This window comes from bacterium (genome assembly GCA_026129405.1).
Taxonomy (GTDB): Bacteria; Desulfobacterota; Binatia; order DP-6; family DP-6; genus JAHCID01.
This window is the reverse complement of sequence record JAHCID010000001.1, coordinates 305,296-331,240: the sequence shown is the minus strand read 5'-3', so window position 1 is coordinate 331,240 and position 25,945 is coordinate 305,296. Positions and strand designations below refer to the sequence as shown.

General features: G+C 74.1%; 23 protein-coding genes. 12 read left to right on the top strand and 11 right to left on the bottom strand.

Going from position 1 to position 25,945, the window contains the following annotated elements:
- Positions 1–9: 9 nt before the first annotated feature.
- Both KIT14_01515 and KIT14_01510 read right to left on the bottom strand, forming a co-directional pair.
- On the bottom strand, positions 10–2,241 hold the full coding sequence (locus KIT14_01515) for a DUF3604 domain-containing protein (protein ID MCW5889209.1): 2,232 nt from the start codon (positions 2,239–2,241) through the stop codon (positions 10–12).
- 96 nt (positions 2,242–2,337) lie between these two features.
- Positions 2,338–3,024 carry a TetR/AcrR family transcriptional regulator gene (locus KIT14_01510; GenBank protein MCW5889208.1) on the bottom strand — a complete coding sequence of 229 codons (687 nt, stop codon included), beginning with the start codon at positions 3,022–3,024 and terminating at the stop codon, positions 2,338–2,340.
- A 93-nt stretch (positions 3,025–3,117) separates the two neighbouring features.
- On the opposite strand from KIT14_01510, the gene KIT14_01505 reads away from it, so the two are divergent.
- The 3 genes from KIT14_01505 to KIT14_01495 all read left to right on the top strand — a co-directional run bounded on the left by KIT14_01505 (position 3,118) and on the right by KIT14_01495 (position 8,045).
- The gene (locus KIT14_01505; protein MCW5889207.1) at positions 3,118–4,245 is read left to right on the top strand and encodes a nitronate monooxygenase; all 1,128 of its coding nucleotides are present in this window, start codon (positions 3,118–3,120) and stop codon (positions 4,243–4,245) included.
- A 4-nt stretch (positions 4,246–4,249) separates the two neighbouring features.
- Positions 4,250–5,437: a cytochrome P450 gene (locus tag KIT14_01500; protein MCW5889206.1), complete on the top strand. Its 1,188-nt coding sequence runs from the start codon at positions 4,250–4,252 to the stop codon at positions 5,435–5,437.
- Between the two features lie 199 nt (positions 5,438–5,636).
- Positions 5,637–8,045 carry a hypothetical protein gene (locus KIT14_01495; protein ID MCW5889205.1) on the top strand — a complete coding sequence of 803 codons (2,409 nt, stop codon included), beginning with the start codon at positions 5,637–5,639 and terminating at the stop codon, positions 8,043–8,045.
- Between the two features lie 3 nt (positions 8,046–8,048).
- On the opposite strand, the gene KIT14_01490 is transcribed toward KIT14_01495, so the two are convergent.
- Positions 8,049–8,447, bottom strand: a complete 399-nt coding sequence (locus tag KIT14_01490) for an MGMT family protein (GenBank protein ID MCW5889204.1) — start codon at positions 8,445–8,447, stop codon at positions 8,049–8,051.
- Between the two features lie 88 nt (positions 8,448–8,535).
- On the opposite strand from KIT14_01490, the gene KIT14_01485 reads away from it, so the two are divergent.
- The 3 genes from KIT14_01485 to KIT14_01475 all read left to right on the top strand — a co-directional run bounded on the left by KIT14_01485 (position 8,536) and on the right by KIT14_01475 (position 10,935).
- Positions 8,536–9,396: a pirin family protein gene (locus tag KIT14_01485; protein MCW5889203.1), complete on the top strand. Its 861-nt coding sequence runs from the start codon at positions 8,536–8,538 to the stop codon at positions 9,394–9,396.
- A 325-nt stretch (positions 9,397–9,721) separates the two neighbouring features.
- Complete coding sequence (locus tag KIT14_01480; GenBank protein ID MCW5889202.1) at positions 9,722–10,348, top strand: DUF4160 domain-containing protein; 627 nt, start codon at positions 9,722–9,724, stop codon at positions 10,346–10,348.
- Positions 10,349–10,461: 113 nt separating this feature from the next.
- Entirely contained in the window at positions 10,462–10,935 is a 474-nt protein-coding gene (locus KIT14_01475) for a VOC family protein (GenBank protein MCW5889201.1), read from the top strand.
- Positions 10,936–10,941: 6 nt separating this feature from the next.
- Here KIT14_01475 and KIT14_01470 read toward each other — a convergent pair whose 3' ends face one another.
- Positions 10,942–12,360 (bottom strand): 3-oxoacid CoA-transferase subunit A, encoded by a 1,419-nt coding sequence (locus tag KIT14_01470; GenBank protein MCW5889200.1) that lies wholly within the window; start codon positions 12,358–12,360, stop codon positions 10,942–10,944.
- A gap of 382 nt (positions 12,361–12,742) precedes the next feature.
- Here KIT14_01470 and KIT14_01465 point away from each other — a divergent pair, with 382 nt between their 5' ends.
- Both KIT14_01465 and KIT14_01460 read left to right on the top strand, forming a co-directional pair.
- Positions 12,743–12,907, top strand: coding sequence for a hypothetical protein (locus KIT14_01465; GenBank protein ID MCW5889199.1), 165 nt, complete (start codon positions 12,743–12,745; stop codon positions 12,905–12,907).
- On the top strand, positions 12,907–13,092 hold the full coding sequence (locus KIT14_01460; protein ID MCW5889198.1) for a Cys-Gln thioester bond-forming surface protein: 186 nt from the start codon (positions 12,907–12,909) through the stop codon (positions 13,090–13,092). The genes KIT14_01465 and KIT14_01460 overlap by 1 nt, the downstream gene beginning before the upstream one ends.
- A 245-nt stretch (positions 13,093–13,337) precedes the next feature.
- On the opposite strand, the gene KIT14_01455 is transcribed toward KIT14_01460, so the two are convergent.
- A complete protein-coding gene (locus KIT14_01455; protein MCW5889197.1) occupies positions 13,338–14,108 on the bottom strand; it encodes a methyltransferase domain-containing protein in 771 nt (256 codons plus the stop codon).
- Positions 14,109–14,184: 76 nt separating this feature from the next.
- On the opposite strand from KIT14_01455, the gene KIT14_01450 reads away from it, so the two are divergent.
- The gene (locus KIT14_01450) at positions 14,185–15,105 is read left to right on the top strand and encodes a pirin family protein (protein MCW5889196.1); all 921 of its coding nucleotides are present in this window, start codon (positions 14,185–14,187) and stop codon (positions 15,103–15,105) included.
- 3 nt (positions 15,106–15,108) lie between these two features.
- Here KIT14_01450 and KIT14_01445 read toward each other — a convergent pair whose 3' ends face one another.
- Positions 15,109–15,918 (bottom strand): amino acid ABC transporter substrate-binding protein, encoded by an 810-nt coding sequence (locus KIT14_01445; GenBank protein MCW5889195.1) that lies wholly within the window; start codon positions 15,916–15,918, stop codon positions 15,109–15,111.
- A 106-nt stretch (positions 15,919–16,024) separates the two neighbouring features.
- Here KIT14_01445 and KIT14_01440 point away from each other — a divergent pair, with 106 nt between their 5' ends.
- Positions 16,025–16,702 (top strand): HAD family hydrolase, encoded by a 678-nt coding sequence (locus KIT14_01440; GenBank protein MCW5889194.1) that lies wholly within the window; start codon positions 16,025–16,027, stop codon positions 16,700–16,702.
- Between the two features lie 102 nt (positions 16,703–16,804).
- Positions 16,805–18,730, top strand: coding sequence for a hypothetical protein (locus tag KIT14_01435; protein ID MCW5889193.1), 1,926 nt, complete (start codon positions 16,805–16,807; stop codon positions 18,728–18,730).
- Between the two features lie 79 nt (positions 18,731–18,809).
- Here KIT14_01435 and KIT14_01430 read toward each other — a convergent pair whose 3' ends face one another.
- The 5 genes from KIT14_01430 to KIT14_01410 all read right to left on the bottom strand — a co-directional run bounded on the left by KIT14_01430 (position 18,810) and on the right by KIT14_01410 (position 24,732).
- Positions 18,810–20,315, bottom strand: a complete 1,506-nt coding sequence (locus KIT14_01430; GenBank protein MCW5889192.1) for a DegQ family serine endoprotease — start codon at positions 20,313–20,315, stop codon at positions 18,810–18,812.
- Positions 20,316–20,430: 115 nt separating this feature from the next.
- Complete coding sequence (locus KIT14_01425) at positions 20,431–21,264, bottom strand: RluA family pseudouridine synthase (protein ID MCW5889191.1); 834 nt, start codon at positions 21,262–21,264, stop codon at positions 20,431–20,433.
- A complete protein-coding gene (locus KIT14_01420) occupies positions 21,261–22,619 on the bottom strand; it encodes a C40 family peptidase (GenBank protein MCW5889190.1) in 1,359 nt (452 codons plus the stop codon). Before KIT14_01420 ends, KIT14_01425 begins: the two co-directional genes overlap by 4 nt.
- Positions 22,620–22,624: 5 nt before the next feature.
- The gene (locus KIT14_01415) at positions 22,625–24,034 is read right to left on the bottom strand and encodes a HAMP domain-containing protein (protein ID MCW5889189.1); all 1,410 of its coding nucleotides are present in this window, start codon (positions 24,032–24,034) and stop codon (positions 22,625–22,627) included.
- Complete coding sequence (locus KIT14_01410) at positions 24,031–24,732, bottom strand: response regulator transcription factor (GenBank protein MCW5889188.1); 702 nt, start codon at positions 24,730–24,732, stop codon at positions 24,031–24,033. The genes KIT14_01415 and KIT14_01410 overlap by 4 nt, the downstream gene beginning before the upstream one ends.
- 97 nt (positions 24,733–24,829) lie before the next feature.
- Between KIT14_01410 and KIT14_01405 the strand changes: the two genes are divergently transcribed.
- Complete coding sequence (locus tag KIT14_01405) at positions 24,830–25,840, top strand: aldo/keto reductase (protein ID MCW5889187.1); 1,011 nt, start codon at positions 24,830–24,832, stop codon at positions 25,838–25,840.
- Positions 25,841–25,945: the final 105 nt, after the last annotated feature.

Here is a 25,945-nt window from a genome sequence, read left to right as displayed (position 1 = left end):
GCCACGACGTCACCGCCGCACGAAGATCGGCGACGACCAGGCGCGCTCCTCGGCGGGCGCGAGGCAGTCGTCGTCGTACGGCGTGCGGTAGTCGCCGAAGCACGGGTTCACCGAGACGCAGGCGCCGCTGGCGTCGTACTGGCAGCGCAGCCCCGCCGCGTTCACCGCCTGCGTCGGCTCCTGCACGGCGCGCGCGTAGTAGACGAACTCGCGGTCGCCGGCGGCGAACTCGGGATCGTCGAACTCGACGACGCAGCCGGCGGTGTTCGCCGGGCACTCGACGCGCTTCCACGGATCCTCGATGAGGCCGCCGACGTCCTCGCCCGGCGTCGCCTGCGGGCGGATGCGGACGATCTCGACGCGGGTGATGCGGTGGCGTGCGTCGCCGGGGTTGTAGCACTCGCCGCGGCAGAGGTGCTCCAGGCGCTCGGCGCCGATCCGCTCGGCGGCCCAGTCGGGGCAGCCGGGCTGCTGTACGAATGCGCCGCTCGCGCGTACGCGGAAGCGCGGCGCTTCCGCGAGCGTCACCTCCGAGCCCATCGGCGCGACGCCGCTCGGGGCGTTCAGGAGGTCGAACCACAGGAGGATGCGCGGCCCGCTGGTCGCGTAGACCTCGCGCCGCTGGAGGCCGTCCCAGATGCTGTCGCGGTCGCGGCCGGCGGCGTGGACGGCGACGAGTCCGCCGGTCATGAAGAACGACGCCTGCCGCTCCATGTCGAGGATCTGGAAGGCCATGGGGCCGTCCTCGTCGCCGGGCTGGGTCAGGACGAAGGGCCGCGACACGTCCGCGGGCGGCGGCGGCGTGCCCATCACGCGCGCCTGCCAGGCGGCGTCGCGGGCGCCGGCGGCCTCGGTGTTGATGCGCCGGCCGAACTCCTTGTAGCCGGTGCCGCCGCGCGCGGAGTGGTTGTCGCTCGAGCCGATGAAGCCGAAGCGGAAGCGGCGCGGGCTCTTCGTGGGATCGTCGAAGTTCGAGATCGCGAGCGCGTACTGGGCCGAGCTCTTCGGGCGCGTGTTGAAGGCGGGCAGGAAGCAGTCACGGCACTGGCCGCAGTCGAGCCACTCCTCGGCCGTCGCCCACGGCTGCGTCTGCCGGCCGGCGACGCCGGCCTGGATGAAGTTCCGCTGCGCGTCGACCACGCGCTGCTCGCACTCCGCGGCGGGGATGTCGCCGCAGCGCCGGCGGATCAGCTCGCCGGCCTGCCAGCAGCACGGCAGATACTCCTTCGTCGGTGCGGGACACACGGGATTGCCCTGCGCGTCGAGGCCCTCCGTCTCCCAGGCACGGTACTCCTCCGAATTGCCGTGGCCGGAGTAGACCTCGATGAGCGTCTGGCGGGTGGGATCGTGCTGGTCGCCGACGAGCTGCTTGTCCCAGCTCGAGCCCGGCGGCGTGTAGAAGCCCCACGTGTTGCCGTGCGGGATCACGATCGCCTCGTGGTGCCACTGGGCGAGCTTCTCGAACAGCTCGCGCGGGGTGTTCGCGGACTCGAGGCAGTCGGCGGGGAGATCGTGGACGTCGACGCCCTCGGGGCAGATCGGGGTGGCGCGTACCTCCTCGATGAAGACGCCGAGGTCGAGGTAGCGCTGGCGGTTCTGCCAGTCGAGCAGGGGGAACTGGACGCGCTGCCACAGCGGGGGGCGGCGGCGCAGCGCCCCGATCAGCTGCGGGCTCAGCGCGGCGATGGGGCGGGTCGGGATCTTGTCGTCGTCGGTGTGGCGCAGGACGACGTTCTTGTGGCCGTAGTGGTCGTCGGGCGTCTGCCCCACCTGCGTCCACTCCCAGCCGAGGAACGAGACCAGGTCGGGGTTCTTCGGGTCGCCGGCGACGGCGTTGCACTGGCGGATGGCGTCCTTCGTCTCCTGCCAGTGCTGCGGGGTGAGCGCCTCGGCGTGGTCGTTGATGCTCCAGAAGTCGAGCGCGGAGCAGTAGCGCGCGAAGTCGCAGGCGTCGGCCGGCGGATGCGCGCCCTCGCCCTGGAGCATCGGCAGGCTGCGCATGAAGGCGTCGGCGGAGAACGTGGTGTGGACGTGGAGGTCGCCGAAGAGGACCTGCTTCTCGGCCTCGGGCGTGCCGCCGAGGCCGGCGAGCGCGGTGCGCTCCGCGCTCGCGCGCGCGGCGATCGCGGCGTCGGGCGGGCGGGACGTCGCGGCCTCGCCGGGGCCTTCGTGGTGACCACGGCAGGCGGCGACGAGCAGCGGGACGGCGGCGAGGACGACGAGTCGCGGATGCGTGCGCATGGGCCCCTCCTTCTGGCGAGGCGCGACCATGCCAGCTCGGTAGTTGCACAGTCAATGCAAGTAGGCCGAGACGCCCGGGCGTCGGGCCGCGAGGCGCTAGCGCCGGGGCGTGCGGCCCGGCCGCGGCCCGGTGAACGCGCCGAGCATGCCGGTTACGCCGCGCGTCGCGTCGCGGACGGCCTCGTCGCGCGTCAGGCCGCCCGCGTACCAGAGGTCGAGCACCGCCCGGCCGGCGGCGACGATCATGCGCGCCAGCGCCGCGACCTCACGCTCGCTGGCGCCCGTGGTGGCCGCGATCCGCGCGTACCACGGCTCGACGAGCCGGTCCTGGATGGCCTGGCCGAGGCGCGCGATCTCCGGGTCGGGGCCTTTCGCGTCGAGGAGCTGCCACGCGCCGATGCCCTTGGTATCGATGGTGTCGCAGACGGCCTCGACGAAGATACGGGCGGCGTCGCCGAGGCTGCCGGGGATGATGCGCGTCGCGCCTTCGCCGAAGCGGCGCGTCAGCTCGGCCGCGAAGTCCTCGAGCACGGCCATGACCAGCGCCTGGCGGTTCGGGAAGAAGCGGTAGACGAGCTGCCGGGTGACGCCCGCCGCCGCCGCGACCTCGGCGAACTGCACGGCGTCGACGCCCTGCGCCGAGAGGAGGCGTGCGGCCGCGTCGAGGAGCGCCTGGCGGCGCTCGCCGGCGGCGAGACGCAGGCGGCGCGGCGTCGCGTCCGGGCGCACGGCGCGGCCGCGCAGGGCGAGCTTGCCGCGTCGGGCCGGGCCGGGGGAGCGCACGGGCAGGGCATGCGACATGGTTGACAACCTGTCAACACCTATTTTACAGCCCGTCACATCGCGGCCGCGGCCGCCCTCGGGAAGGAGACCCACGTGCGTACCCCGCTCTGCTCGAAGCTCGGCATCGAGTTCCCCATCTTCGCCTTCAGCCATTGCCGCGACGTGGTCGCGGCGGTGAGCCGCGCCGGCGGCTTCGGCGTGCTCGGCGCGGTCGGCTTCACGCCGGAGCAGCTCGAGGTCGAGTGCAAGTGGATCGACGAGCACGTCGGCGACAAGCCGTACGGCGTCGACGTCGTCATCCCCGGCAAGTACGAGGGCATGGGCGAGGTCGATCCGGCCAAGCTCGAGGCGATGCTGGTCGCGATGATCCCCGAGGAGCACCGCAAGTTCGCCGACCGCGTCCTCGAGGAGCACGGCGTGCCGAAGCTGCCGCCGGACGAGAAGCCGATCGGCGAGCTGCTCGGCTGGACCGCGGCCACGGCCAACCCGCAGCTCGAGGTCGCGCTGCGGCACCCGAAGGTGCGCCTCATCGCCAACGCCCTCGGCACGCCGCCCGCCGACGTCATCGAGCGCGTGCACGAGTCGGGCCGGCTCGTGGCCGCGCTGTGCGGCGCCGCCAAGCAGGCGCGCTCGCATCGCGACGCGGGCGTCGACATCGTCATCGCGCAGGGCACCGAGGGCGGCGGCCACACGGGCGAGATCGGCAGCATGGTGCTGTGGCCCGAGGTGATCGAGGCGGTCGCGCCGACGCCCGTGCTGGCAGCGGGCGGCGTCGGCACCGGCAAGCAGATCGCGGCGGCGCTGGCGATGGGCGCGCAGGGCGTGTGGACCGGCTCGATCTGGCTCACCGTCGCCGAGGCCGAGGCGCCGCCGGCGCAGCGCGACGCCTACCTCGCCGCGACCAGCCGGGACACGGTCCGCTCGCGCTCCTTCACCGGCAAGCCCTGCCGCATGCTGAAGAACGACTGGACCGAGGCCTGGGAGGCGCCGGACAACCCGAAGCCGCTCGGCATGCCGCTCCAGTTCATGGTGACGGCCGACGCCGTCGCCCGCACGCACCGCTACGCCGACAAGGCCAAGGCCGTGATGTTCAACCCGGTGGGCCAGATCGTCGGCACCATGAACACGGTGCGGCCGGTGAAGGACGTCGTCTACGGCCTCGTGCAGGAGTACCTCGAGTGCGTCGAGCGGCTCCAGCAGCTCTCCGACGCCGGCGCCTGAGCCGATGACGCCGAACCTCACCGACGCCACCTTCTACGCCGGCGATCCGTACCCCACCTACGCCTGGCTGCGCGCCAACGCCCCCGTCTACCGGGACGCGGCGAGCGACCTCTGGGTGCTCTCCAGGTGGGAGGACGTGGTCTCGACCTCGAAGAACGCCGAGGTGTTCTCCGCCGCGCAGGGCGTGCTGCCCGAGACCGACACGCCCGTGTCCATCGTCTGCATGGACGACCCGCGCCACAACCGTCTGCGCAAGCTCGTCAACCGCGGCTTCACGCCGCGCATGGTGGCGATGCTCGAGCCGCGCGTGCGCACGCTGGCCGCGGAGCTGATCGACGCCGTCCTGCCGCAGGGCCGCTGCGACCTCGTGCGCGACCTCGCCGTGCCGCTGCCGCTCTACATCATCGCCGAGATGCTCGGCATCCGCCGCGAGGACTTCGCGCGCTTCCACGACTGGTCGAACCGCCTCATCGCCGTCGCCGGCAACTACGACGACCCGGTGAAGATGGCGGACTCGACCTGCGCCTACGTGGAGTACGGCACCTACCTGAAGGAGGTCTTCGAGAACCGCCGCGTGTGCCCAAAGGACGACCTCGTCTCCATCCTCGTCGCCGCGCAGCAGGACGGCATGCTCGCCGAGGACGAGGAGGCGATGGAGAACGACGAGATCGTCATGTTCATGACCCTGCTCCTCGTCGCCGGCAACGAGACCACGCGCAACGCCATCTCCGGCGGCATGCTGGCGCTGATGGAGCACCCCGCCGAGCGCGAGCGCCTGCGCCGCCACCCCGAGCTGATCGACGGCGCGGTCGAGGAGATCCTGCGCTGGGTATCGCCCATCGTCTGCTTCCGCCGCACGGCGACGCGCGACACCGAGATCCGCGGCCAGGCGATCCGCGCGGGCGAGCGGGTGCTGATGCTCTACCAGAGCGCCAACCGCGACGCCGGCGTCTTCGCCGACCCCGACACCTTCGACATCGCCCGCGACCCGAACCCGCACGTGGCCTTCGGCATCGGTACCCACTTCTGCCTCGGCGCCAACCTGGCGCGCATGGAGCTGCGGGTGATGCTCCCGGCGCTGCTCGAGCGCCTCGCCGACATGCGTGTCGCACCCGGGTCGTCGCCCGCCCGGGAGGCGTCGACGCTGGTGCGCGGCATCGCCAGCCTGCCGGTGGAGTTCGCGCCGGCCTGAGGCGGATTTCGTCCCCCGTGCGGGTGGGTTCGTGCTACGGGGCGGCCATGCGCCCCGCGCCCGCTCCGCGACAAAAGGGCTTCCCCTCCGCGACGGCGATGCTAGCGAAGGAGATGTCCAGAGTCCCTCACGGGCGCCCCGGTGCTCGCGTCCCCAGCCGAGCCCGGGGCGCCGTCCCCCGCCGGTGGACGGTGTGGCGGTGAGGCGCCGGACCTTCCTGCGGCTGGCGACCGTGAGCAGCGCCGTGGTCGCGACTCGTGCCTGGCCCGCCGCGGCGGCCTCCGGCGGCGGTTCCGACGGTCGCTGGGGGCGCTGGGTGGTTCGCGGCGGGCTGCCCGCGTTCGTCTACCTCGCGGATCAGGAGGCGGTCCCCGAGGCGGAGTGGGATCCGATCGCGGCGCCGCGCACCCGGCGGCACTGGGTGATGCTCGGGAACCGCGCGCTCTCGATGCAGGTCGCGAACGACGGCGGCGTCGCCGTCTTCGACGAGCGTCACGGCCTGCGCTGGCTCACCGCGCCCGATCCGACCGGGACCGGCGTCTCGGTGCTCGACGACGCCGGCGTGCGCTGGGGCAGCGCGTTCGCGGATCGGGCCGGCGCGTCGCCGTCGCGGCGCACGTTCGGGCCTACGTGGTTCATGGTCGAGGACGCCCGCGACGGCCTTGCGCTCGAGCGCACGGTGCTGCTGCCCGACGGCGACGTGCCGTGGCTGCTCGTGCGCGTCCGTCTGACGCTCGCCCGCGGCGCTCGCGGCCCGCGCACGCTGCGCCACGTCGAGCGCTGGGCGCTGCGCCCGCGCTTCCTGAACCTGCTCGAGTCGGAGGCGCAGCGGCGCACGCGCGCCGGGCTCGCCGTCTCCTACGAGGTCGCGCCGACGGCCGCGGGACTCGTCGCAAGGGAGCGCTTCGCGACGCCGGGCACGCCCGGACCTGCCGGCGCCGCCGCCGCGTTCCTGATCGGGCCGCCGGCGACGCTCGTGCTGGAGCGTCTCGGCGCTACGGCCGGGACGTCGCGCCTCGTCCCCGACACGCCGCATCCGACGCTCGAGATCGAAACGCCGCTGGCGCTCGGCCCGGGCGACGCCCGCGAGCTGTGGTTCCGCTTCGGCCACGCCGACGCGGCGCCGATGGGCCCGCCGCGTCGCCTCTTCGCGACCTCGCTGCGCGCGCTCGCGCGCCGGCTGCCCGCGGCGCGTGCGCGCCGGGCGCCGGAGGCGCGACGCGAGGTGCCGTGGCACGCGGCGCTCCTCACCGGCGGACTCGGCGTCGATCGCGTGATCGGCGGCCATACGCTCGACCAGGCGTCGGCGTACTCGTTCCTGCTCGGCTTCAACGGCGCCGCGCGCGACCCCCTCCAGCACGCGCTGCCGCTCTGCTACCTCGAGCCCGACCTCGCGCTCTCCGTCCTGCGCAACACCTCTGCCTGGGCGACGCCCGACGGCGACCTGCCCTATGCGCTCGACGGCGCGAAACGGCCGACGAACATCATCTTCCGTCCCTCCGACCAGAACCTGTGGGCGCTCTGGCTCGCCGCCGAGTACGCCGCCGCGACCGGCGATCTGGCCGCGTTCGACGCCCCGCTCGCGTATCATCCCGCGCGCAGCACGCCCGCCGTGCCGCTGCGCGAGCACCTGCGCCGGCAGTTCCGCTTCTTCGTCGACGGCGTCGGCCGCGGCGAGCGCGGCCACGTACGCATCCTCAACGCCGACTGGAACGACGTCGCCATCGCCGAGTCGGGCGTCGATCCCGCGGTGATGATCGAGCACGGCGGCTCGGTGCTGAACTCGGCGATGGCGGCCTGGGTGCTGCCGGTGTTCGCCGCGCTCGCCGAGCGGCTCGGCGAGGCGGCGCTCGCCGCCGAGGCGCGCGCGCAGGCGGACGCGCTGCGCGACCTCGTGCGCCAGGCGTGGAACGGCCGTTGGTTCCACCGCGCCTACGCGCCGGGCGTGCCGCCGGTCGGCGAGGACGACTGCTGGCTCGAGGTGCAGCCGTGGGCGATCCTCTGCGGCGCCGCCGACGCGGATCAGGCGCGCGCGCTCCTCGCCACCATCGACGCCGGCAACCGCGTCCGCTCGCCGCTGGGCGCGCGCGTGCGCTGGCCCCCGTCGCCGGAGCAGCTCGCGAACGGCACCTTCGGCGAGGCGACGTCGGGCGGCATCTGGTACGCGATCTCGATGACGCTGGTGTGGGCCGCGGCGCGCGTCGACCCCGCGCTCGGCTGGGACGAGTGGCGGCGACAGTCGCTCGCCAGCCACACGGCCGCCTACCCCGACGTGTGGGAAGGCACGCTCTCCGGCCCCGACAGCTGGAACGCGCCCGAGTCGCGCCGGCCGGGCCGCACCTGGGGCACGCCGGCGCTGTCGATGCAGGCGTTCCCGGTGAACAACCTCCACAGCCACGCGCAGCCGCTGCTCGGCTACCTGCGTCTCCTCGGCGTCGAGCCGACGGCGCGTGGCACGCTCGCCGTCGGGCGGGGCGGGCGCTTCGCGAGCCGCACGTTCCGCGTCGCGGCGACCGGCCGCGGGCGGATGGAAGCGCGCGGACCGGTGACGCTCGAAACCTCGCATGGGCGGGTGTCGGGCAGCGGGCCGGGCCCGGTGCGCTGGTAGCGCTCACAGCTCGCGGCGCAGCTTCGTCACCCACTCTCGCTTCGGCCCCGCCCAGCGCACGCGTTTCAGGTCGACGTGACCGCGCGCGTCGAAGACGACGCCCTCGCGCTCCAGCAGGTCCTGCTGCACGCCGGCCATGAAGCCGTCGCGGTGGCTGCACCGGCCGGCGGCGTTGATGACCCGCTGCCAGGGCACGTCGTCGGCCATGCCGGGCCGCAGCGCTCCCAGCGCCATGCCGACGGCGCGGGCGCCGCGCGGCTGACCGAGGATGGCGGCGATCTGGCCGTACGTCGCCACCTTGCCGCGCGGGATGCGGCGCACGAGGCGCCATACCAGACGGTAGAACCGGGGCGGCACGTCGCGCGTGCGCCGCGGCGGCACCGGCGCTCGGCGTCGCTCCATCGTGCGCGGCATGCTGCCAGCGGGGCGGGCGCGGCGGTAGGGGGCGTCCCGGCTTCCCCCGGCCCGCCCGCGGCGTTAGCACGGAGCCATGCGGAAGCGGCTCCACGACGTCCTGCGCACGATCGACCGCCACTGGGTCGGCGACGGCTTCCCGGTCCGCACGCTGCTCGCCTACCCGGGCCAGGCGGCGACGATCAGCCCGTTCCTGCTCCTCGATTACGCCGGGCCCGCCGAGTTCGCGCCGACCACCGCGCGTCGCGGCGTCGGCGAGCACCCGCACCGCGGCTTCGAGACGGTGACCATCGTCTACGCTGGGGAGGTCGAGCACCGCGACTCGTCGGGCGGCGGCGGCCGCATCGGGCCGGGCGACGTGCAGTGGATGACCGCGGCCTCGGGCCTCGTGCACGAGGAGTTCCACGGCCGGCGCTTCGCGCAGACCGGGGGCGCGTTCGAGATGGTGCAGCTCTGGGTGAACCTGCCGCAGAAGGACAAGAAGGCGCCGCCGGGGTACCAGGGCATCACCAGCGACCGCATCCCGACGGTGGCGTTCCCCGGCGGCCACGCGCGCGTCATCGCGGGCCGCCTCGGCGACGCGACCGGGCCGGCGCGCACCTTCACGCCGATCGACGTGTGGGACCTGCGCCTCGACGGCGCCGGCCCGATCGACCTGCCGGTGCCCGACGGTCACACGACCCTGCTCGTCGTGCTGCGCGGCACGGTGCGTATCGACGACGGCACGACCCTCGGCGCGGCCGAGGTCGGCGTCTACGACCGCGCCGGCGAGGGTCTCCGGCTCGCCGCGGCCGAGGGCGCGACCGCGCTGCTGCTCGCCGGCGAGCCGATCCGTGAGCCCCTCGTCGGGCAGGGGCCTTTCGTCATGAACTACGCCGGCGAGATCAAGCAGGCGATGCTCGACTACCAGAGCGGCCGCATGGGTCACCTGAGCTAGAGGGCCGCGTCGGAAGGCTCGGGACTACGGCGTCGGCTCCCCTCGTGCGGACGCCCGAGGTCGATGGCCCCGCGGCGCGCGCGGCGTGCCGCGTGCTCGGCCGCCCGCCGCGCCGGCGGCCGAGCCTGTTCCGCACGAAGGGGTAGACAGCTTTTCGCGGGGCGCCTGCTTCTTCGCCCGTCCTCACACCAGACGCCTCTTCCCGCGCACGCAGCACGACGCTTGCGCGCGCGCTCGCGCAGCGCCGCTGGCGCGAACCCATTCGGCGCCCGCGTCCCGCTCGCGCCATCGGACGGCGTCCGGAACCCCATGCTATGCCTCGTGCATGACCTACGCCGACAAGGAGCGCCTCGGCGACGAGATCGCCGCCCACCTCGACGCCGCCACCCATCGCCTCCTCGTCCTGATCGGCGACTTCGACGCCGCACACCTTCGTGCACGAGTACGGGATGCGGGTCGTGGCGGGCGAGGCGGGGACGCTGCAGTTCCTGCGGCGGGACGGCACGCCGGTGCCGGCGTGCGACCAGCGGGACGGCGGCGGCGCGGAGGCCGTCGCCGCGCTGCGGACGGGGAATGCCGGCGTCGCGATCGATGCGATGACGGGGTCCTCGCAGTGGGACGGGCGGCGGCCCGACTATGCGCACATCGTCTGGGCGCTGCTGCCCACGCCGCCGGCCCCGGCGTAGCGCCGCGGTGGGCGAGGAGCGACCGGCCCGAACCGGCCCATGTGCATGTCGAAGGCCGCGGGGGAATCGCCGAGTTCTGGCTTCGACCGATTCGGCTGGCGGCAAGTCGCGGTCGCTCCCGCCATGAGCTATCTCGACTCGCAGGCATCGTCGCGAAGCACCAAGGCCACTCCGTGAGAGCGTGGAATGATTACTTCAAGGTGGCTAGAGAGCCGAGGCCCGAGCGCGAAGAAGCGGATGCAGCCGGCGCGCGCGAAGGTCGGTAAGGCCGTGGCGCGTCGCCGAGCGCGCCGGTGACTCGGCACGTCGTCACGTGGTGCCGTTCTCGCTCTGACACATGACGACAGTCGCACTGGTCTTCGCCGCCAAAGGAGCCACCATGACCGTCAAACGTCTCGACAACGTCGGCATCGTCGTCGAAGACCTCGACGCCGCCGTCGCGTTCTTCACCGAGCTGGGTCTCGAGCTCGAGGGGAAGGCCCCGATCCAGGGGGAATGGGCCGACGGCGTCACCGGGTTGCGCGACATGCGCGTCGAGATCGCCATGATGCGTACGCCGGACGGTCACGGCCGGCTCGAGCTGTCGCGGTTTCTCGCGCCGGCGGTGATCGCGGATCATCGCCGCGCGCCGGTGAACTCACTCGGGTATCTCCGCGTCATGTTCGCCGTCGACGACCTCGACGAGACGCTCGCGCGGCTCGGGAAGCGCGGCGCCGAGGTCGTGGGTAGGGTCGTTCAGTACGAGGACTCCTACCGGCTCTGCTACGTCCGCGGGCCGGAAGGAATCCTCATCGGGCTCGCGGAGCAGCTCGGGCAGCAGGCGTCCCGCACCAATCCGCTCGACGACGCGTAGGGGCGCTCAGCCGAACGTCATCTCGCCGACGTCCGACGCGACCCGCAGCGGTGCGCCCGTCGCGGCGCGGATGTCGTCGACCGTCAGGCCGGGGGCCAGCTCGCGCAGGAGGAAGCCGTCCTGGTCGACGTCGATCCAGGCGAGGTCGGTGACCACGCTGGTGACGCAACCGAGCGCGGTCGGCGGGTAGGTCAGCTTCTCGACCAGCTTCGAGCGGCCGCCGCGCTCGAGCTGCCAGCAGACGGCGATGACGCGCGCGCCGCCGGCGGCCAGGTCCATCGCGCCGCCGATGCCGCCGCCGACCTGGCCGGGGATGCTCCAGTTCGCGAGGTCGCCGTTCTGCGCCACCTGGAAGGCGCCGAGGACGACGGTGGAGACGCGGCCGGTGCGCGCCATCGCGAACGAGACCGTCGAGTCGAAGTACGCCGACCCCTCGAGCGCCGACACCAGCTGGCCGCTGGCGTTGTAGAGGTCGATGTCCTCCTCGCCCTCGGGCGGGAAGGGGCCGTAGCCGAGCATGCCGTTCTCGGCGTGCAGGGTGACGCCGCGGCCCTCGATGAAGTTCGAGACCATCGTCGGCAGGCCGATGCCGAGGTTCACGTACTCGCCGTCGCGCAGGAGCGCGGCGACCTTCATGGCGACGAGGTCCGGCGGTAGGCCGCTCGGGCCGCCCTCGCGGATGGCGCGGCCGCCGGCGTCCGTGGTGCGGCCGACCATCATGAGGATCTGGCGCAGGACGGCCGGGTCGAACGCCTGCGTCGTCTGCACGATGCGGTCGACGAAGATGCCGGGCGTGACCACGGCCTCGGGGTCGAGGGCCCCCGTCGGCACGATCTCCTTCACCTCGGCGATGGTCGTGCGCGCCGCCATGGCGAAGGCGGGGCCGAAGTTCCGCATGCCGCGGCGGTAGACGAGGTTGCCGGCGTGGTCGGCCTGGTGTGCCTGGAGCAGCGCGTAGTCGCCGCGGATGGCGCGCTCGAAGACGTGCGGGCGGCCGTCGAACTCGCGCACCTCCTTGCCCTCGGCCGCCTTCGTGCCGACGCCGGTGGGCGTGAAGAAGCCGGCGAGCCCGGCGCCGCCGGCGCGGACGCGCTCGATGAGCGTGCCCTGGGGCACCATCTCGAGCTCGATCTCGCCCGCCTGCACCTGGTCGCCGATGGGGGTCGTGAAGCTCGGATTGGCGACGAAGCTGCAGATCAGCTTGCGGACCTGCTTCTTGTCCGCGAGGACGTTGAGCGACGTCGGGCCCCCGGCCGGGGTGTTGCAGACGACCGTCAGGTCCTTCACGCCGCGCTCGGCGAGGGCCAGCAGGCAGTCGGTGGGCCATGCCTGCGGCGGGCCGAAGCTGTGGACCAGCAGAGTGGCGCCGTCGGGAACGTCGGCGACGGCGGTGGCGGCGGTATCGCAGATGGTCTTCGAAGCCATGGCCCCCCGCGCTTTCCACGCCGGAGCGGCACGGTGCAAGGGTCGGCGCGGCGGGTGCGGGCGTGGCGCTGGCATCCCGAGCCGGAGCGCCGGCGGGCGGAGCGCGCCGGGTTCCCGGGGCCTGCGGGGCGCCGGCGGTGCGTTCATGCAGAAACCGCTTGACAGGAGGGCGGAAAAAGCAAGTTAGCTCTTGCTAACTAGTGATATCCCTAACTCGTGGCATACGGCATTGGGGGCTCCATGCTCCGCGGGCGGATGTGTGCGAGGGCGCTGTCATTGCTGGTGCTGGGCGGACTGCTCTCGGCCGGGGCGGCGCTCGGGGCCGACGCCAAGATGGTCGGCCTCAGCCAGGGCACGGCGATCAGCGGCACCATCGGTCGGTATGACGGTCGAGAACGTCGGCTTCGCCGGCACGTTTCTCATCGAGATCGGCCCTCCCTTCGGCGGGCCCGACAACCCGGCGTACTGCGTCGACATCCACAACCCGATCGGCACGGGCGACATCGTGCCGCAGGTCCCCTTCGACTACCCCTGCGAGGTCGCCTGATGGTCAGCAACGCCTATCCGAACGCGGCGCCGGTCCTGGCGGTCGCGAAGGAGGCGGCGGCCGTGCAGGCGGCGATCTGGTTCTTCACCGACGGCTTCACGATCACCTCGCCGAGCGACATCAAAGCGCGCGCCGAGGAGCGGCGCCCGCGTCTTTCGCGACCACAGGCGGACCGCTGCGGCTGAACGTCGGCGGCCGCAAGGTGCGGCTCAGCCAGGGGCGATCCTCGAAGCCGCGGTCGTAGCCCCGAACGCGCAGATGACCTTCGGACGGTGGGCGGTGCTCGACGGCTGCTTCTGCGCCGGCCGCGGCAAGACCGACAAGGACATCCGGCTCCAGTGCACGCACCCCTGAGCAAGCCTCCGGGACGGGTGCGGCGTCGCCGCCGCCCTCGTCCCGGGAGGCCGCGCTCCGGACCGGGCGCGCTTCGTCAGCCGCGCTTGGTGGCCTTCCACACCTCTTCGCTCGGCCAGCGCCGCGCCCAGTCGAGGTCGGCGAAGGCGTAGCGCGTCGTCGCCGTCGCGGGCGGCCGCACCTCGATGAGATCGTCGACGACGAAGCCGCTCCCGCGCAGCAGCCGGACCCAGTCGCCGTGGAGCAGGTGGAACTCGACGCCCGGATCGCCCGTCCACTGCACGCGGTGCATGCCGAAGCCCGGCCGCAGCAGCTGCGTGTCGACCGTGCCGTCGGCCGCGTCGGGCAGGCAGAGCGTGAGCAGGATGCCGTTGGTCAGGAAGACGAGCCGGCCGCCCGGGCGCAGGAGCCGCGCCGCCTCCGGGACCCAGCGGTAGGGGTCGGCCCACAGGCAGGCACCGTACTCGGAGATCGCGAGGTCGAAGCTGGCGTCGGGGTAGGGCACCGCCTCGGCGTTGCCGTGCAGCAGCGGAAAGTCGAGTCCGTGCTCCGCCTGGAGCCGGCGCGCCGCCGCGAGCTGGGCGGTGGAGTTGTCGATGCCGACCGGTCGCGCCCCGCGCCGCGCCAGCCACGCGGACACGTAGGCGGTGCCGCAGCCGAGCTCGATCACGTCGCGGCCGGCGACGTCGTCGAGCATGCGGAGGTCGGCTTCGGGCACGCCCCAGATGCCCCACGTCGGCTCGTTCGTCGCCCAGTTGTGCTCGCCGGGCTGGACGTACTGCGCGGCCCACTCGTCCCAGGCCTCGCGGTTGCGGCGCACGTGCTCGGGCAGATCGTCGGTGCTCATGGCGCGAGCCTCGGTCATCGTGGCGCGCGGATCAACGGCGGCTTGCCTCGCGTCCCGCGACACGAAACACGAAGACATGAGCTGGCAACCTGCAGAGCCGCCCGACGTCGAGCCGCGCGGCTGCCCCGCCCTCGAGCTGGTCCTCGCGCCGCGCGAGCGCGACCTCGGCGGTTTCTCGGTACGGCGTGCGCTGCCCGCACCGCAGCGCCACATGGTCGGCCCGTTCATCTTCTGGGACCAGATGGGGCCGGCGCGCTTCGCGCCGGGGCGGGGCATCGACGTGCGCCCGCACCCGCACATCGGGCTCGCCACGGTCACGTACCTCTTCGAGGGCGAGATACTGCACCGCGACAGCCTCGGCACGGTGCAGCCGATCCGGCCCGGCGCGGTGAACTGGATGACCGCCGGCCGCGGCATCGTGCACTCCGAGCGCACGCCGCCCGCAGCGCGGGCCGCGGGGCCGGCGCTCTCGGGCATCCAGGCCTGGGTGGCGCTGCCGCGCGAGCACGAGGAGACGGCTCCGGCCTTCAGCCACCATGCGGCCGAAGCGTTGCCGGTCCTCGACGACGCCGGCGCGAGGGTGCGCGTGATCGCCGGCACCTTCGCCGGGGCGCGCTCGCCGGTACCGGTGCGATGGGAGACGCTCTACGTCGACGTCCAGCTCCGCCCGGGCGGGCGCTTCGCCCTGCCGTCCGAGCACGCGGAGCGCGCGCTGTACGTCGCCGAGGGCCGCGTCGTCATCGCCGGCGACGACGCGCCCGCCGGGCGCATGCTGGTCTTCCGGCCGGGCGACACGATCGTGATCGCCGCGCCTGCCGACACGGCCGCGCGCGTGCTCTGCCTCGGCGGCGCGCCGATGGACGGTCCGCGCCACGTGTGGTGGAACTTCGTGTCGAGCTCGCGCGAGCGCCTCGACGCCGCGGCTGCCGACTGGGAGGCGGGACGCTTCCCCGCCGTGCCGGGCGAGACCGAGCGCATCCCCCTGCCGGCGCGCTGAGCCCTACCGGGTGCCGCGGGAGCGGTCCTGCTCCGGAATCCAGCGCACCAGGATGCGGGCCAGCGTGCCGTCGTCGCGCATGCGCGCCAGGGCGGCGTTCGCGGCGTTGCGCAGCTCGACCTCGCCAGGCCGGAAGGCCCACGCGAGCGACTGCACGCCGAGCTGGGTCTCGACGACCTCCAGCTCGGCCGACGAGCTCGACGACAGCCAGCGCAGCACGGGGGCGTCGTGGACGACGGCGTCGACGCGGCGCTGCCGCAGCTCGAGCACGGCGTTGGCGGCTTTGGGATAGAGGCGCGGGATCACCGCCGGGCAGCGGTCGCGCAGCTCCATCTCCGGCACCGAGCCCATGAGCACGCCGACGTCGATCGGGCTCGTGCAGACGGCGGCGCGGTCGCGGAACTTCTGCCGGTCGGTGCGGCGGATCAGCGCCGCGGTCGCGGCGCGGAAGTAGGGATCGCTGAACGCGAAGCGCACCTGACGCTCGGGCGTGATGGTGATGCCCGCCATCGCCACGTCGATCTTGCCGGCCTCGAGCGCGTTCAGGAGGTCGTCCCAGGCGATCGGTACGAACGTGATGGGACGGCCGGTCGCCTGGAACAGGCGCTGCGCGAAGTCGATCTCGAGACCGACGAGCTCGCCGTCGCGGCGGAACGCGTACGGCGGCGAGTCCTCCAGCGTGCCGATGCGGATCGGCGGCGGCGGAGGCGGCATCGCCGGCTGCGGCGCCGCGCCGCCCGTCGAGCAGGACGTCGCGCCGAGCACGACGAGGAGCGAGACGACGCCGAGGGCGAGCCGCTGGCGAAGGCGCATGCGCGTTCATACGGACCGGACCCCGGGTGGGCAAGTGCGAGGCGGAGCGGCGCCGCCGGCGGCGGCTTGACCCGCTCCCGGCCCGGTGCGAAGCGTGCGCCCGCCGATGCCCCGTGCGCCCGTCGTCTTCCTCGTGGACGTGGACAACACCCTCCTCGACAACGACCGGCTTCTCGCCGACATGTGCGCCCGGGTGACGCGTGCGGAAGGCGCGGCGGGGTTGCGGCGCTTCTGGGAGCATGTCGAGGCGCTGCGGGCGGAGCTCGGCTACGCCGACTACCTCGGCGCGCTCCAGCGGCTGCGCCGCGAGCGTCCCTATGCGCCGAGCCTGCTCGCGATCGCCGATTGGATGCTCGACTACCCGTTCGAGCGCCGCCTGCATCCGCACGCGCTCGCGGTGCTCCGTCATCTGCGCCGGCGCGGCCGCACGGCGCTGCTCACCGACGGCGACGTCGTCTTCCAGCCGCGCAAGGTGGCGCGCTCCGGACTGCTGCACGCGGTCGGCGGGCAGGTGCTCGTCGCCGTGCACAAGGAGCGCGAGCTCGACGCCGTGGCGCGGCGCTGGCCGGCGCGCCACTACGTGCTGTTCGACGACAAGCTCCACATCCTGGCCGCCGCCAAGGCGCACTGGGGAGCGCGCCTGACCACCGTCTTCGTGCGTCAGGGGCAGTACGCGCACGACCCGGCGATCGTCGGCGCGAACCCTCCCGCCGATCTCTCGATCGCCCGCATCGGGGCCGTGCTGCGGCTCGGGACGGCCGAGCTGATCGCTGCCGCGGGCTGACGGCGAGCATCCTGCCCGCGCCCGCGCGGATGCGGGGTGGTGTGGCCTGATACCCCATGGTAGCCGCGACGGTTGCGCAGGAGGTTTCCGTTGACCCGTTCCGTGCTCGCGTCCGTGTTCCTCGCCCTCGTCGTCGTTGCGGCCCCCGCGGCAGCCCGCAAGAACCCGCCGTGTCCCGACGGTCGCTTCCTCGTGACCCAGGGCGGCTCGCTCGTCACCGGCTCGCGGCCCGGCGGCGCGCCGGACGCGGTCTCCGTCCGCGGCAGGGTGCTGTCCATCGACAGCGGCTGCGCGGCGCGCAGAGGCGTGGTGCAGGGGGGACGAAGCGCGACCAGGATCGCCGGCGCGTGGGCCCGCTGCGGCGAGGCGCGCAAGGTCCGCCTGAAGGCACGCATCGCCTCGCCCGACTGCTCGACGCTCACCGGCACCGTCAAGACGAAGGGCCAGAAGAAGCCGTCGCCGTTCACCGCGGTGCGCTCGTTCTGCGGCGACGGCCGCCACGACCCGAACGGCGCCGAGGCGTGCGACTTCGGCGGCTGCGGCGCCGGCACCACCTGCGCGCCCGACTGCACCTGCGTTCCGCTCGAGACGACCACCACGACGAGCACGACGCTGCCCGGCGCGACCACGACCACCACCATCCCGCCGCTCTCGGGCGACCCCACCTGGGAGGCCCTGCGCGCGGCCGCGGCGGCGGTCGCCGGCGGCGCCGACGCCACGGCGCTGACGCCGGACGGCGTCACCTGGACGTATGCCCGCACGCGCTCGAACGGCGAGATCACCGGCGAGACGCTGCGTCACGCCGGCGTCGTCGTGCTCCAGTGGGCGCATGCCGGCGACGAGACGCAGGGCGCGGCCGACCAGAACGAGGACGGCGTCTTCGAGCGTCGCTGGCACGTCGTGCGCACGCCGCCCGACGCGGCGGTCGGGATCGTCACCGACGATCCCGAGGACGACGGCACGCCGGTTCGCCGCGTCACCTACACGGTCGCCGGCACGGCGCTGGGCGTCGTCATCGAGGAGGACACCGGCAGCGGGCTCGAGAAGGTGGAGGCGTTCGACACGACGACGATCCAGACGAACGCCGGGGCGGGCGTCGCCGCCGCCGCGGCCGACTGCACGGCCGCCCAGCAGCAGCAGCTCGAAGCGCAGTGGAGGCAGGCATGGGAGCGGGGCAAGAAGTGCTTCCGCGACCTCGGCCTCGATCAGACGCTCAACTTCCTCATCTGGAAGCTCGGCACCGACGGCATCGCGATCACCTGCGGCGAGCTCACGGGCGACAACTGCGCGCAGATCGACATCAGCGACAGCCTCTTCTTCGGCGCGCTCCCGGTGTCGGTCGGCGTCACCATCGATCCGCGCACCTTCTTCAACTCGCCGATCTGCGTCGCCAACCAGCTGAACGTGCTCTGGCACGAGGTGCTGCACGTCGCCCACGGTCCGCACGCGCCCGGCTTCACCGCGACGAACGACGAGACCTACGCGTGCACCGCGCTCTGCTTCAACGAGGTCGGCCGTCCGAACGCGCCGGCGGCGACGAAGTGCCAGTGCGCGACCTGCCTCGACACCGACCCGTGCGATCCGCGTTGCGCCGTCTTCGCCGACTGCGGTCAGGACTGCTCGCTCGCGGTGACGATCGACCAGGCCGTGTGCACGACCACGGCCTGCGGCCTCTGCGGCGGCGGCCCCGGCCGCGTCGACACGCAGACCGCGTCGGGCCGCGTGAACGGCCCGGTCGGCACGATCCTGCGGGTGAACGCGCCGAAGGGTTTCGGCGGCCGCATCGCGTGCCCGGGCTGGACGCCGGTCCCCTGCCCGATCAACGACCTCCTCGTGTGCTGCAAGCGCGAGCGCGCCGACCAGCCCGCCGCCATCGGCTACGAGGCCGCGTTCGACATCCCGCCGCCCGGCGGTCCGGGCGGCCAGTGCACCTGCGGCCCGCCGGCCCCGTCGCACGACTTCGTCGCCCAGGCGATCGGCACGACGACGGGCGTCGAAGACCTCGAGACCGCGACGCCCTGCCTCTGACCCCCGACGCACGACGGCGGGGGCGGCCCGAAGACCGCCCCCGCCGCCGTGCGGGTGGGGGGGAGTGGACGGACTGCTCTCAGCGGGCGGCGAGTGCCGCGAACCGCGTCGAGCCGTCCTGCGGGCGGACGAGGAGCAGGAGCGGCTTGCCCTTCGCCGTCGCATTCACCGCCGCGCGCGCCTCCTGCACGGAGCCGACCGGGGTGCGATTCACCTCGACCAGGACGTCGCCGGGCTTGATGCCGGCCTCGGCCGCCGGGCTGTCCGGCGCGACGTCGGCCACGAGCACGCCCTCGTCGCCGCCGAGCTCGCGCTGCGAGCGCTGCTCGGGGCCGAGCTCGCGCAGCGCGAGGCCCCACTGGCCCTTCGCCGGCGACGAGGTGTCGACCGCGACCTCTTCCTCCTCGAGCTTCCGGATCGTCACCTCGACGGTCTGGGTCTTGCCGTGGCGGACCACCTCGACGGGGACGGTCGCGCCGACCGGCGTGTCGGCCACCAGGGTCGGCAGGCTCGACTGATCCTTCAGCGGCTTGCCGGCGAAGGTCGTGATCACGTCGCCCGCCTGGATGCCGGCCTTGGCGGCCGGGCTCTTCGGCGTGACCTGCGCCACCAGCGCGCCGCGCGTGTTCTCGAGCCCGAGCGACTCGGCGAGGTCGGGCGTGATCTTCTGGATCGCGACGCCGAGCCAGCCGCGGGTCACGTGGCCCTTCTCGAGCTGCGGCACGAGGCGCTTCGCGAGGTTGATCGGGATCGCGAAGCCGATGCCGACGCTGCCGCCGTTCTGGCTGAAGATGGCCGTGTTGATGCCGATCACGTTGCCGTCCTCGTCGAGCAGCGGGCCGCCCGAGTTGCCGGGATTGATGGGGGCGTCGGTCTGGATGAAGTCGTCGTAGGGACCGGCGCCGATGGCGCGGCCCTTGGCGCTCACGATGCCGGCGGTGACGGTGTTGTCGAGGCCGAACGGGTTGCCGATCGCCACCACCCAGTCGCCGACCGAGACCTCGTCGGAGTCGCCGAGGCGGGCGACCGCGAGGTCGTGGGCGTCCACCTTGATGACCGCGAGGTCGGTCTTCGGGTCGTGCCCGAGCACCTTCGCAGACAGCTCCCTGCCGTCGGCGAAGGTGACGGTGATGTCCTTCGCGTCCTCGACCACGTGGTTGTTGGTGACGATGACGCCGTCCGCGCTGATGACGAAGCCGGAGCCCGACCCCTGGCGCTTGAACTCCTGCGGGGCGCGCTCGCGCCCGCGCGGCATGCCGAAGCCGCGGAACGGGCCGTTCGGGCCGAAGGGGCCGTCCTCACCGAACCACTCGGGCGGGACGCCCTGCATGCCGCCGGGGCCGGCGGTCTTCACCACCGACGTCACCTTGATGTTGACCACCGCGGGCGACGCGCCGCGGACGAGGTGCGAGAAGCCGCGGGTCGGCGGCGAGCTCGGCGCCGGGGCGGCGTCCGCCGCCGTCGCGGCGTGCGCCGGGGCGACGAGCGAGCGCTCGGGGCGGCTGGTGCAACCCGCGAGCACGCCGGCGCCCGTCAGGGCCACGGCCGCCGTGCCGGCGATGAGGGTGCGCAGGGTCCGATCCATCGTGTCCGTTCCTCCGTCGAGCAAAGAGATTCGAGGCTAGAGACGGATGAACGGGCGGAAAGCTCGTGAGCCGCCGGTGAGAGTTCGATGAGAACCCTCTCATCGAGCCGCGGCCTCAGCCGAGGCGCAGGAAGCCGGCCGGTACGGGGCTCTCGAACGCCCGCGGCTCGCCGTCGTCGACGAAGCCCAGGCGGGTGGCATGGAGGCAGATGCGGCGCAGGGGATCGCGGCTGCTGCCGTAGGCGGCGTCGCCGACGATGGGATGCCCGAGCCCGGCGAGCTGGGCCCGGATCTGGCCCCGGCGCCCGGTGGTGAGGCGCAGCTCCAGGCGCGTCGTGTCCTTCCCGCGGGCGAGCACGCGCCAGTGCGTGATCGCCTCGCGGCCGTCGGCGGGCCCGCGGGCCTCGCGCACGCGCCGGCCCGCGTCCTCGCGCAGATGGCTGCGCAGCGTGCCGCGGTCGGGTCGCACGACGCCCTCGACCACGGCGACGTACACGCGCTCGACGCTCCGCTTCGCGAACTGCTCCTGCAGCGTGCGCTTCACCGCCGGCGTGCGGGCGAAGACGAGCAGGCCCGAGGTCTCGCGATCGAGCCGGTGGACGACGAAGAGCGGCTGGCGGCGGTCGCGCGGCCCGGCGGCGGCGGCGAGGTGGACGCTCAGCTGGCGGTAGGCCGTCTTCTCGCGCTCGCGCTTGGTGGCGATGGTGAGGAGGCCGGCGGGCTTGTCGACGACGAGCAGGCGGTCGTCCTGGTGCACGATGCGCAGCGGACCGCGCAGCGGCGGCGGCGCCGGCTTGCCGAGGACGACGCGGTCGCCGGCGGCCACGGTCGCGGTGCCGCGGCGCTCGACGGTGCCGTTCACGCGCACGCGGCCGTGGGCGAGCCACTGCTTCAGGCTCCGCCGGGAGGCGTCGGGGAAGAGGGCGGCGAGGCGGTCGTGCAGGGTCATGGAGGGGCAGCGGTGGAGGGGCCGAACACGGCCAACGTGTCGAGCCGTTCGAGGAGCGATCCTTCGCGCGTTCCCGCCCCCAGGTCGAGCCGGCTGACCACCACCCGGCGCACCACCTGGCGCGTCTCGCCGCGGCCGTCGGGACAGGGCGTGCGGTAGCTGCCGAGCGCGTGCAGCGTCATCGGCACGCCGTCGGCGTTGCGTCCGAGATACAGGGCGACGTGTCCCGGGAGGTGCAGGAGCACGAGGCCGCGCGCGTCGGCGGCGTCGAGACGCACCTGACGCTGCGCGGGCGTGAGCCCGCGCAGATCGACGCTTAGGACGCCCGCGCGCGCCTGGTCGGCGCTGTGGCGCGGCAGCGCCACGCCGGCGGCGGCGAAGGCGTCCTGCAGCAGCGCCGAGCAATCGATGCCGCCGGCGCCGCCGAGGCCGTACGGTTGCCCCAGCGCCGCGAACGCCGTCGTGAGCACGGCCCGCCGGGTCGGGATGCGCGGCACCGCACGCAGACCCGCGGGACGCCGTGCCTCCGCGACGCCGTCGCGGGTCGCGATCAGCACCCGGTCGGTGCGCCCCGGCGCGAGCGGCAGCAGCGTTCCGGCCGGCACCTCGATGCGGCCGCGCGGCGGGCCTGGAGCCGCAGCATAAATCGCGGCGCGGACGCGGCGGTCGCCCAGGAACGCACGCCCGCGGCGACGTCCGGCGCCAGCGGGCGGCGACAGCGGCGCGTCGGCCGCGATCCAGCCGAGCGCGGAGCGCGTGCGCGCCAGCCGCAGCGTCCCGGGTCCGTCGGCCAGCGTCTGCACGGCCTCCTGCGGGGCGACGGCGCTGCAGGCGTTCACGTCGTCGGTGCGGTCCGCGTCGCCGGCGTCGCGCAGGGCACGCGGTAGGGGCATGCAGCGCAGCAGCGTGCGCGCGAGCGCCACCCGCACGTGCGGCGCCAGCACCAGGCTCGCGGCATCGGCCCGTGGCAGGCGCGACGTATCGAGGGGATGGCCGCTCGCGTCGAGCCAGCGTCCGCGCGCGGCGCGCTGGTGCAGCAGGTCGAGCAGCGACGCGACCTGCGCCCGCACGGCGCGCTCGTCGGGCGGGGCGAGGAGGACGCCGGCGTCGGCGCCGAAGCGTGCGGCGACGGCCTTCTGGCGGGCCGCGTCGCGGGCGTGCAGGAGCGGCCGGTCGAGATCGTGTCGTGTGCCGGTGACGCGCAGCCAGTACGCGAGCGTCTCCTGGGCGGGCGTCACGCCCGGCAGGCGACCCGTGACGGCGCGGCGTGCGGGACATCCGCTGGCATGTGCCCGCGGCGCCGTGAGCACGGCCGCGATCAGCACGGCGAGGACGACGGCCGCGACCCGGCGCATCGCGGTTACGCGAGCGGCAGCCGCACGCGGAAGCGGCTGCCGCGGCCGGGCGCGCTGTCGACCTCGATCGTGCCGTGGTGCAGCTCGACGATGGAGCGCACGAGGGCGAGGCCGAGGCCGGTGCCTTCGCCGCTGCGCGCACGGTCGGCGCGATAGAAGCGGTCGAAGATGCGCGCCTGGTCCTCGGGCGCGATGCCCACGCCGTCGTCGGCGACGGTGAGCACGGCGTCGCTGCGGTCGCGGACCGCGTTGACGCCGACGTGCACGCCGGCACCGCCGTGCCGGGTGGCGTTGTCGACGAGGTTCAGGAGCACGCGCAGCAGCATCGGCACGTTGCCGTGGACCGGCAGCGCCTGCGGGCTCGGCATGCGCACGACGGTCGCGCCGCGCTGCTCGCCGAGCGCCTGGAGCGCGGGCAGGGCGTCGTCGACCACCGCGCGCAGGTCGATCGGCTCGGCCGCGAGCGTCATGGCGCCGGCGTCGCTGCGCGCGAGGAAGAGCAGGTCCTCGACCAGCCCGCTCAGCCGGTCGACCTCCTCGCGCAGGCTGCCGAGGACCCGCCGCGACTCGCCGGGCGACGGCTCGCCGCGCAGGGCGACGTCGATCTCGCCCTTCAGGATCGTGAGCGGCGTGCGCAGCTCGTGGGCGGCGTCGGCGCTCAGCTGGCGCGCCGTCGCGAGCGAGCGCTCGAGCCGCGCGAGCATGTCGTTCAGGACGGCGGCGAGGCGGCCGAGCTCGTCGTCGCGGCCGTCGGCCGGCACGCGCAGCGCGAGGTCGCCCTCGCCGATGCGGCGCGCCGCGGCCGTCATCGCGTCGACCGGGGCGAGCGCCCGCCCGGTGAGGAGCCAGCCGCCGACGGTCACGCCGGCGAGCGCGATCGGCGCGAGCCCGAGCAGCACGAGCAGGAAGCGCTTGCGCGCCGCCTCGACGGTGGAGAGCGGCATCGCGACCTGGACCACGTCGACCAGCCGGCCGCGCTGCATCACCGGCCAGGTGAGCACGCGCACCGGGCCGCGCTCGGGGATGGGGATCGTCTCGAAGGTCTCGCGGCCCTGCTCGGCGTTGGCGAGCGCCGTCGCGCCGAGCGGCAGCGCGAGCGCCCGCCGCGGGGTGAAGCGCGGGCGGCCGAGCGGGTCGAGCAGCTGGAGGAACTGCTCGGCGCCGATCGGACCGAGGAGACGACCGAGCCGCTCCTCGAGCTGCGCCGCCGTCGCGGCGCCGGCGCTCTGGTGCGCGCGCACGACCGCCTGCGCCATCGATTCGAGCGACTGGTCGACGTTGGCCCGCAGCCCGCGGTCGAGGAGGTGCAGCGCGGCGACGCCGAGGAGCACGAGCAGCGCCCCGAGGGCCGCGGTGTAGCCGAGCGTCAGGCGGGCGCGCAGGCTCCGGGTGCGCCGGCGGCCGGGCGCCGTCAATCGGCGCCTCGTGCCGGCGCTTCCCGGCTCGCATCCCTCAGCACGTAGCCCACCCCGCGGACGGTGTGCAGCAGCTTCACCGCATGGCCGTCGTCGATCTTGCGGCGCAGGTAGTTGACGTAGACGTCGATGACGTTCGTGAAGGTGTCGAAGCTGATGCCCCACACGTGCTGGGCGATGACGGCGCGCGAGAGCACGCGGCCCGGGTTGCGCAGGAAGAAATCGAGCAGCGCGAACTCGCGCGGCGTCAGCTCGATCGCCTGGCCGGCGCGGGTCACGCGGCGGGTGGCCGGGTCGAGCGAGAGGTCGGCCAGCACGAGGACGAGCGGCGTGCCGGGCACGCCGCGGCGGAGCAGCGCGCGCACGCGCGCGAGCAGCTCGGTCCAATCGAACGGCTTGGTCAGGTAGTCGTCGGCGCCGAGGTCGAGGCCGGCGACCTTGTCCTCGGTGGCGCTGCGCGCCGTCAGCAGGAGGACGGGCACGGTGCGGCTCTCGCGCCGCAGCTCGCGCAGCACGGCCATGCCGTCGCGGCCCGGCAGCATGACGTCGAGGAGCAGCAGGTCGAAGGGCTCGCTCAGCGCGCGCGCGAGGCCGGCGTCGCCGTCGTGGGCGACCTCCACCGAGTAGCCCTCGGCCTCGAGCCCCCGCTGGAGGAAGCTCGCCACCTTGCGCTCGTCTTCGACGACCAGGATGCGCATGCGCGACGTGTCGGCCGAGGATAGCCGACGGCCGGACGACGTGCGACGCGGCCGTGGTGGGCTTTCCTCGGTGCCCGGACCTGGGTAACCCGAACGCATGTCCGCCCTTCCCCTGCGTCCGCTCGGCACCGACGGTCCCGCGATCAGCACGCTCGGCTTCGGCTCCTGGGCGGCGGGCGGCGGCGGCTGGGCGTTCGGCTGGGGTCCGCAGGACGACGCCGAGTCGGTTGCCGCGATCCGCCACGCGGTCGCGCGCGGCGTCGGCTGGGTCGACACCGCCGCCGCCTACGGGCTCGGGCACTCCGAGGAGGTTCTCGGGCGCGCGCTGCGCGAGATCCCGGTCGCCGAGCGCCCGCTCGTGTTCACGAAGTGCGGACTCGTCGGCGATCCGGCGAAGCCGTACGACGCGCCGGTGCGCTCGCTGCGGCCCGAGTCGATCCGCGCCGAGTGCGACGCGTCGCTGCGCCGGCTCGGCGTCGAGCGCATCGACCTCTACCAGTTCCACTGGCCCGACGCGTCCGGCGTGCCCGTCGAGGACTCGTGGGGCGAGATGGCGCGGCTGGTCGCCGCCGGCAAGGTGCGTCACGTCGGCGTCTCCAACTTCGACGTCCCGCTGCTCGAGCGCTGCGCGCGGATCCGTCACGTCGACTCGCTCCAGCCGCCGTTCTCGCTGATCCGTCGCGAGGCCGCGGCCGAGCTCCTGCCGTGGTGCGCGGCGCACGGCACCGGCGTCCTCGTCTACAGCCCGATGCAGGCGGGGCTCCTCACCGACGGCTTCGGCCCCGAGCGGCTCGCCGCCATGGCCAACGACGACTGGCGGCGGCGCAACGTCAACTTCCGCGCGCCGGCGCTGGCGCGGAACCTCGCGCTGCGCGACGCGCTCCGTCCCGTCGCCGCGCGGCACGCCACGACGGTCGCCGCGGTGGCGGTGGCCTGGACGCTCGCCTGGCCGCAGGTGACGGGCGCGATCGTCGGGGCGCGCACCCCGGCGCAGGTCGACGGCTGGGTCGCGGCGGCGTCGCTGCGGCTCGACGCCGCGGACCTCGACGCGATCGCGGCCGCGATCGCGCGCAGCGAAGCCGGCGACGGTCCCGGCCGGCCCGGATGAGCCGCGACATGCGCATCCTGCTGGCGCCCGACAAGTTCCGCGGCAGCATGACGGCGCGCGCGGCCGCGACGTATGGCGCGCGGCGTCCAGCGCGCGCAGCCTCGG

Coding starts and splice junctions, on each gene's coding strand:
- KIT14_01405 (MCW5889187.1), top strand. CDS start 24,830: ATGTCCGCCCTTCCCCTGCGTCCGCTCGGCACCGACGGTCCCGCGATC.
- KIT14_01420 (MCW5889190.1), bottom strand. CDS start 22,619: ATGCGCCGGGTCGCGGCCGTCGTCCTCGCCGTGCTGATCGCGGCCGTG.
- KIT14_01430 (MCW5889192.1), bottom strand. CDS start 20,315: ATGGATCGGACCCTGCGCACCCTCATCGCCGGCACGGCGGCCGTGGCC.
- KIT14_01440 (MCW5889194.1), top strand. CDS start 16,025: ATGCCCCGTGCGCCCGTCGTCTTCCTCGTGGACGTGGACAACACCCTC.
- KIT14_01500 (MCW5889206.1), top strand. CDS start 4,250: ATGACGCCGAACCTCACCGACGCCACCTTCTACGCCGGCGATCCGTAC.
- KIT14_01515 (MCW5889209.1), bottom strand. CDS start 2,241: ATGCGCACGCATCCGCGACTCGTCGTCCTCGCCGCCGTCCCGCTGCTC.
- KIT14_01490 (MCW5889204.1), bottom strand. CDS start 8,447: ATGGAGCGACGCCGAGCGCCGGTGCCGCCGCGGCGCACGCGCGACGTG.
- KIT14_01410 (MCW5889188.1), bottom strand. CDS start 24,732: ATGCGCATCCTGGTCGTCGAAGACGAGCGCAAGGTGGCGAGCTTCCTC.
- KIT14_01470 (MCW5889200.1), bottom strand. CDS start 12,360: ATGGCTTCGAAGACCATCTGCGATACCGCCGCCACCGCCGTCGCCGAC.
- KIT14_01455 (MCW5889197.1), bottom strand. CDS start 14,108: ATGAGCACCGACGATCTGCCCGAGCACGTGCGCCGCAACCGCGAGGCC.
- KIT14_01480 (MCW5889202.1), top strand. CDS start 9,722: ATGACCTACGCCGACAAGGAGCGCCTCGGCGACGAGATCGCCGCCCAC.
- KIT14_01485 (MCW5889203.1), top strand. CDS start 8,536: ATGCGGAAGCGGCTCCACGACGTCCTGCGCACGATCGACCGCCACTGG.
- KIT14_01465 (MCW5889199.1), top strand. CDS start 12,743: ATGACGGTCGAGAACGTCGGCTTCGCCGGCACGTTTCTCATCGAGATC.
- KIT14_01445 (MCW5889195.1), bottom strand. CDS start 15,918: ATGCGCCTTCGCCAGCGGCTCGCCCTCGGCGTCGTCTCGCTCCTCGTC.
- KIT14_01450 (MCW5889196.1), top strand. CDS start 14,185: ATGAGCTGGCAACCTGCAGAGCCGCCCGACGTCGAGCCGCGCGGCTGC.
- KIT14_01475 (MCW5889201.1), top strand. CDS start 10,462: ATGACCGTCAAACGTCTCGACAACGTCGGCATCGTCGTCGAAGACCTC.
- KIT14_01460 (MCW5889198.1), top strand. CDS start 12,907: ATGGTCAGCAACGCCTATCCGAACGCGGCGCCGGTCCTGGCGGTCGCG.
- KIT14_01425 (MCW5889191.1), bottom strand. CDS start 21,264: ATGACCCTGCACGACCGCCTCGCCGCCCTCTTCCCCGACGCCTCCCGG.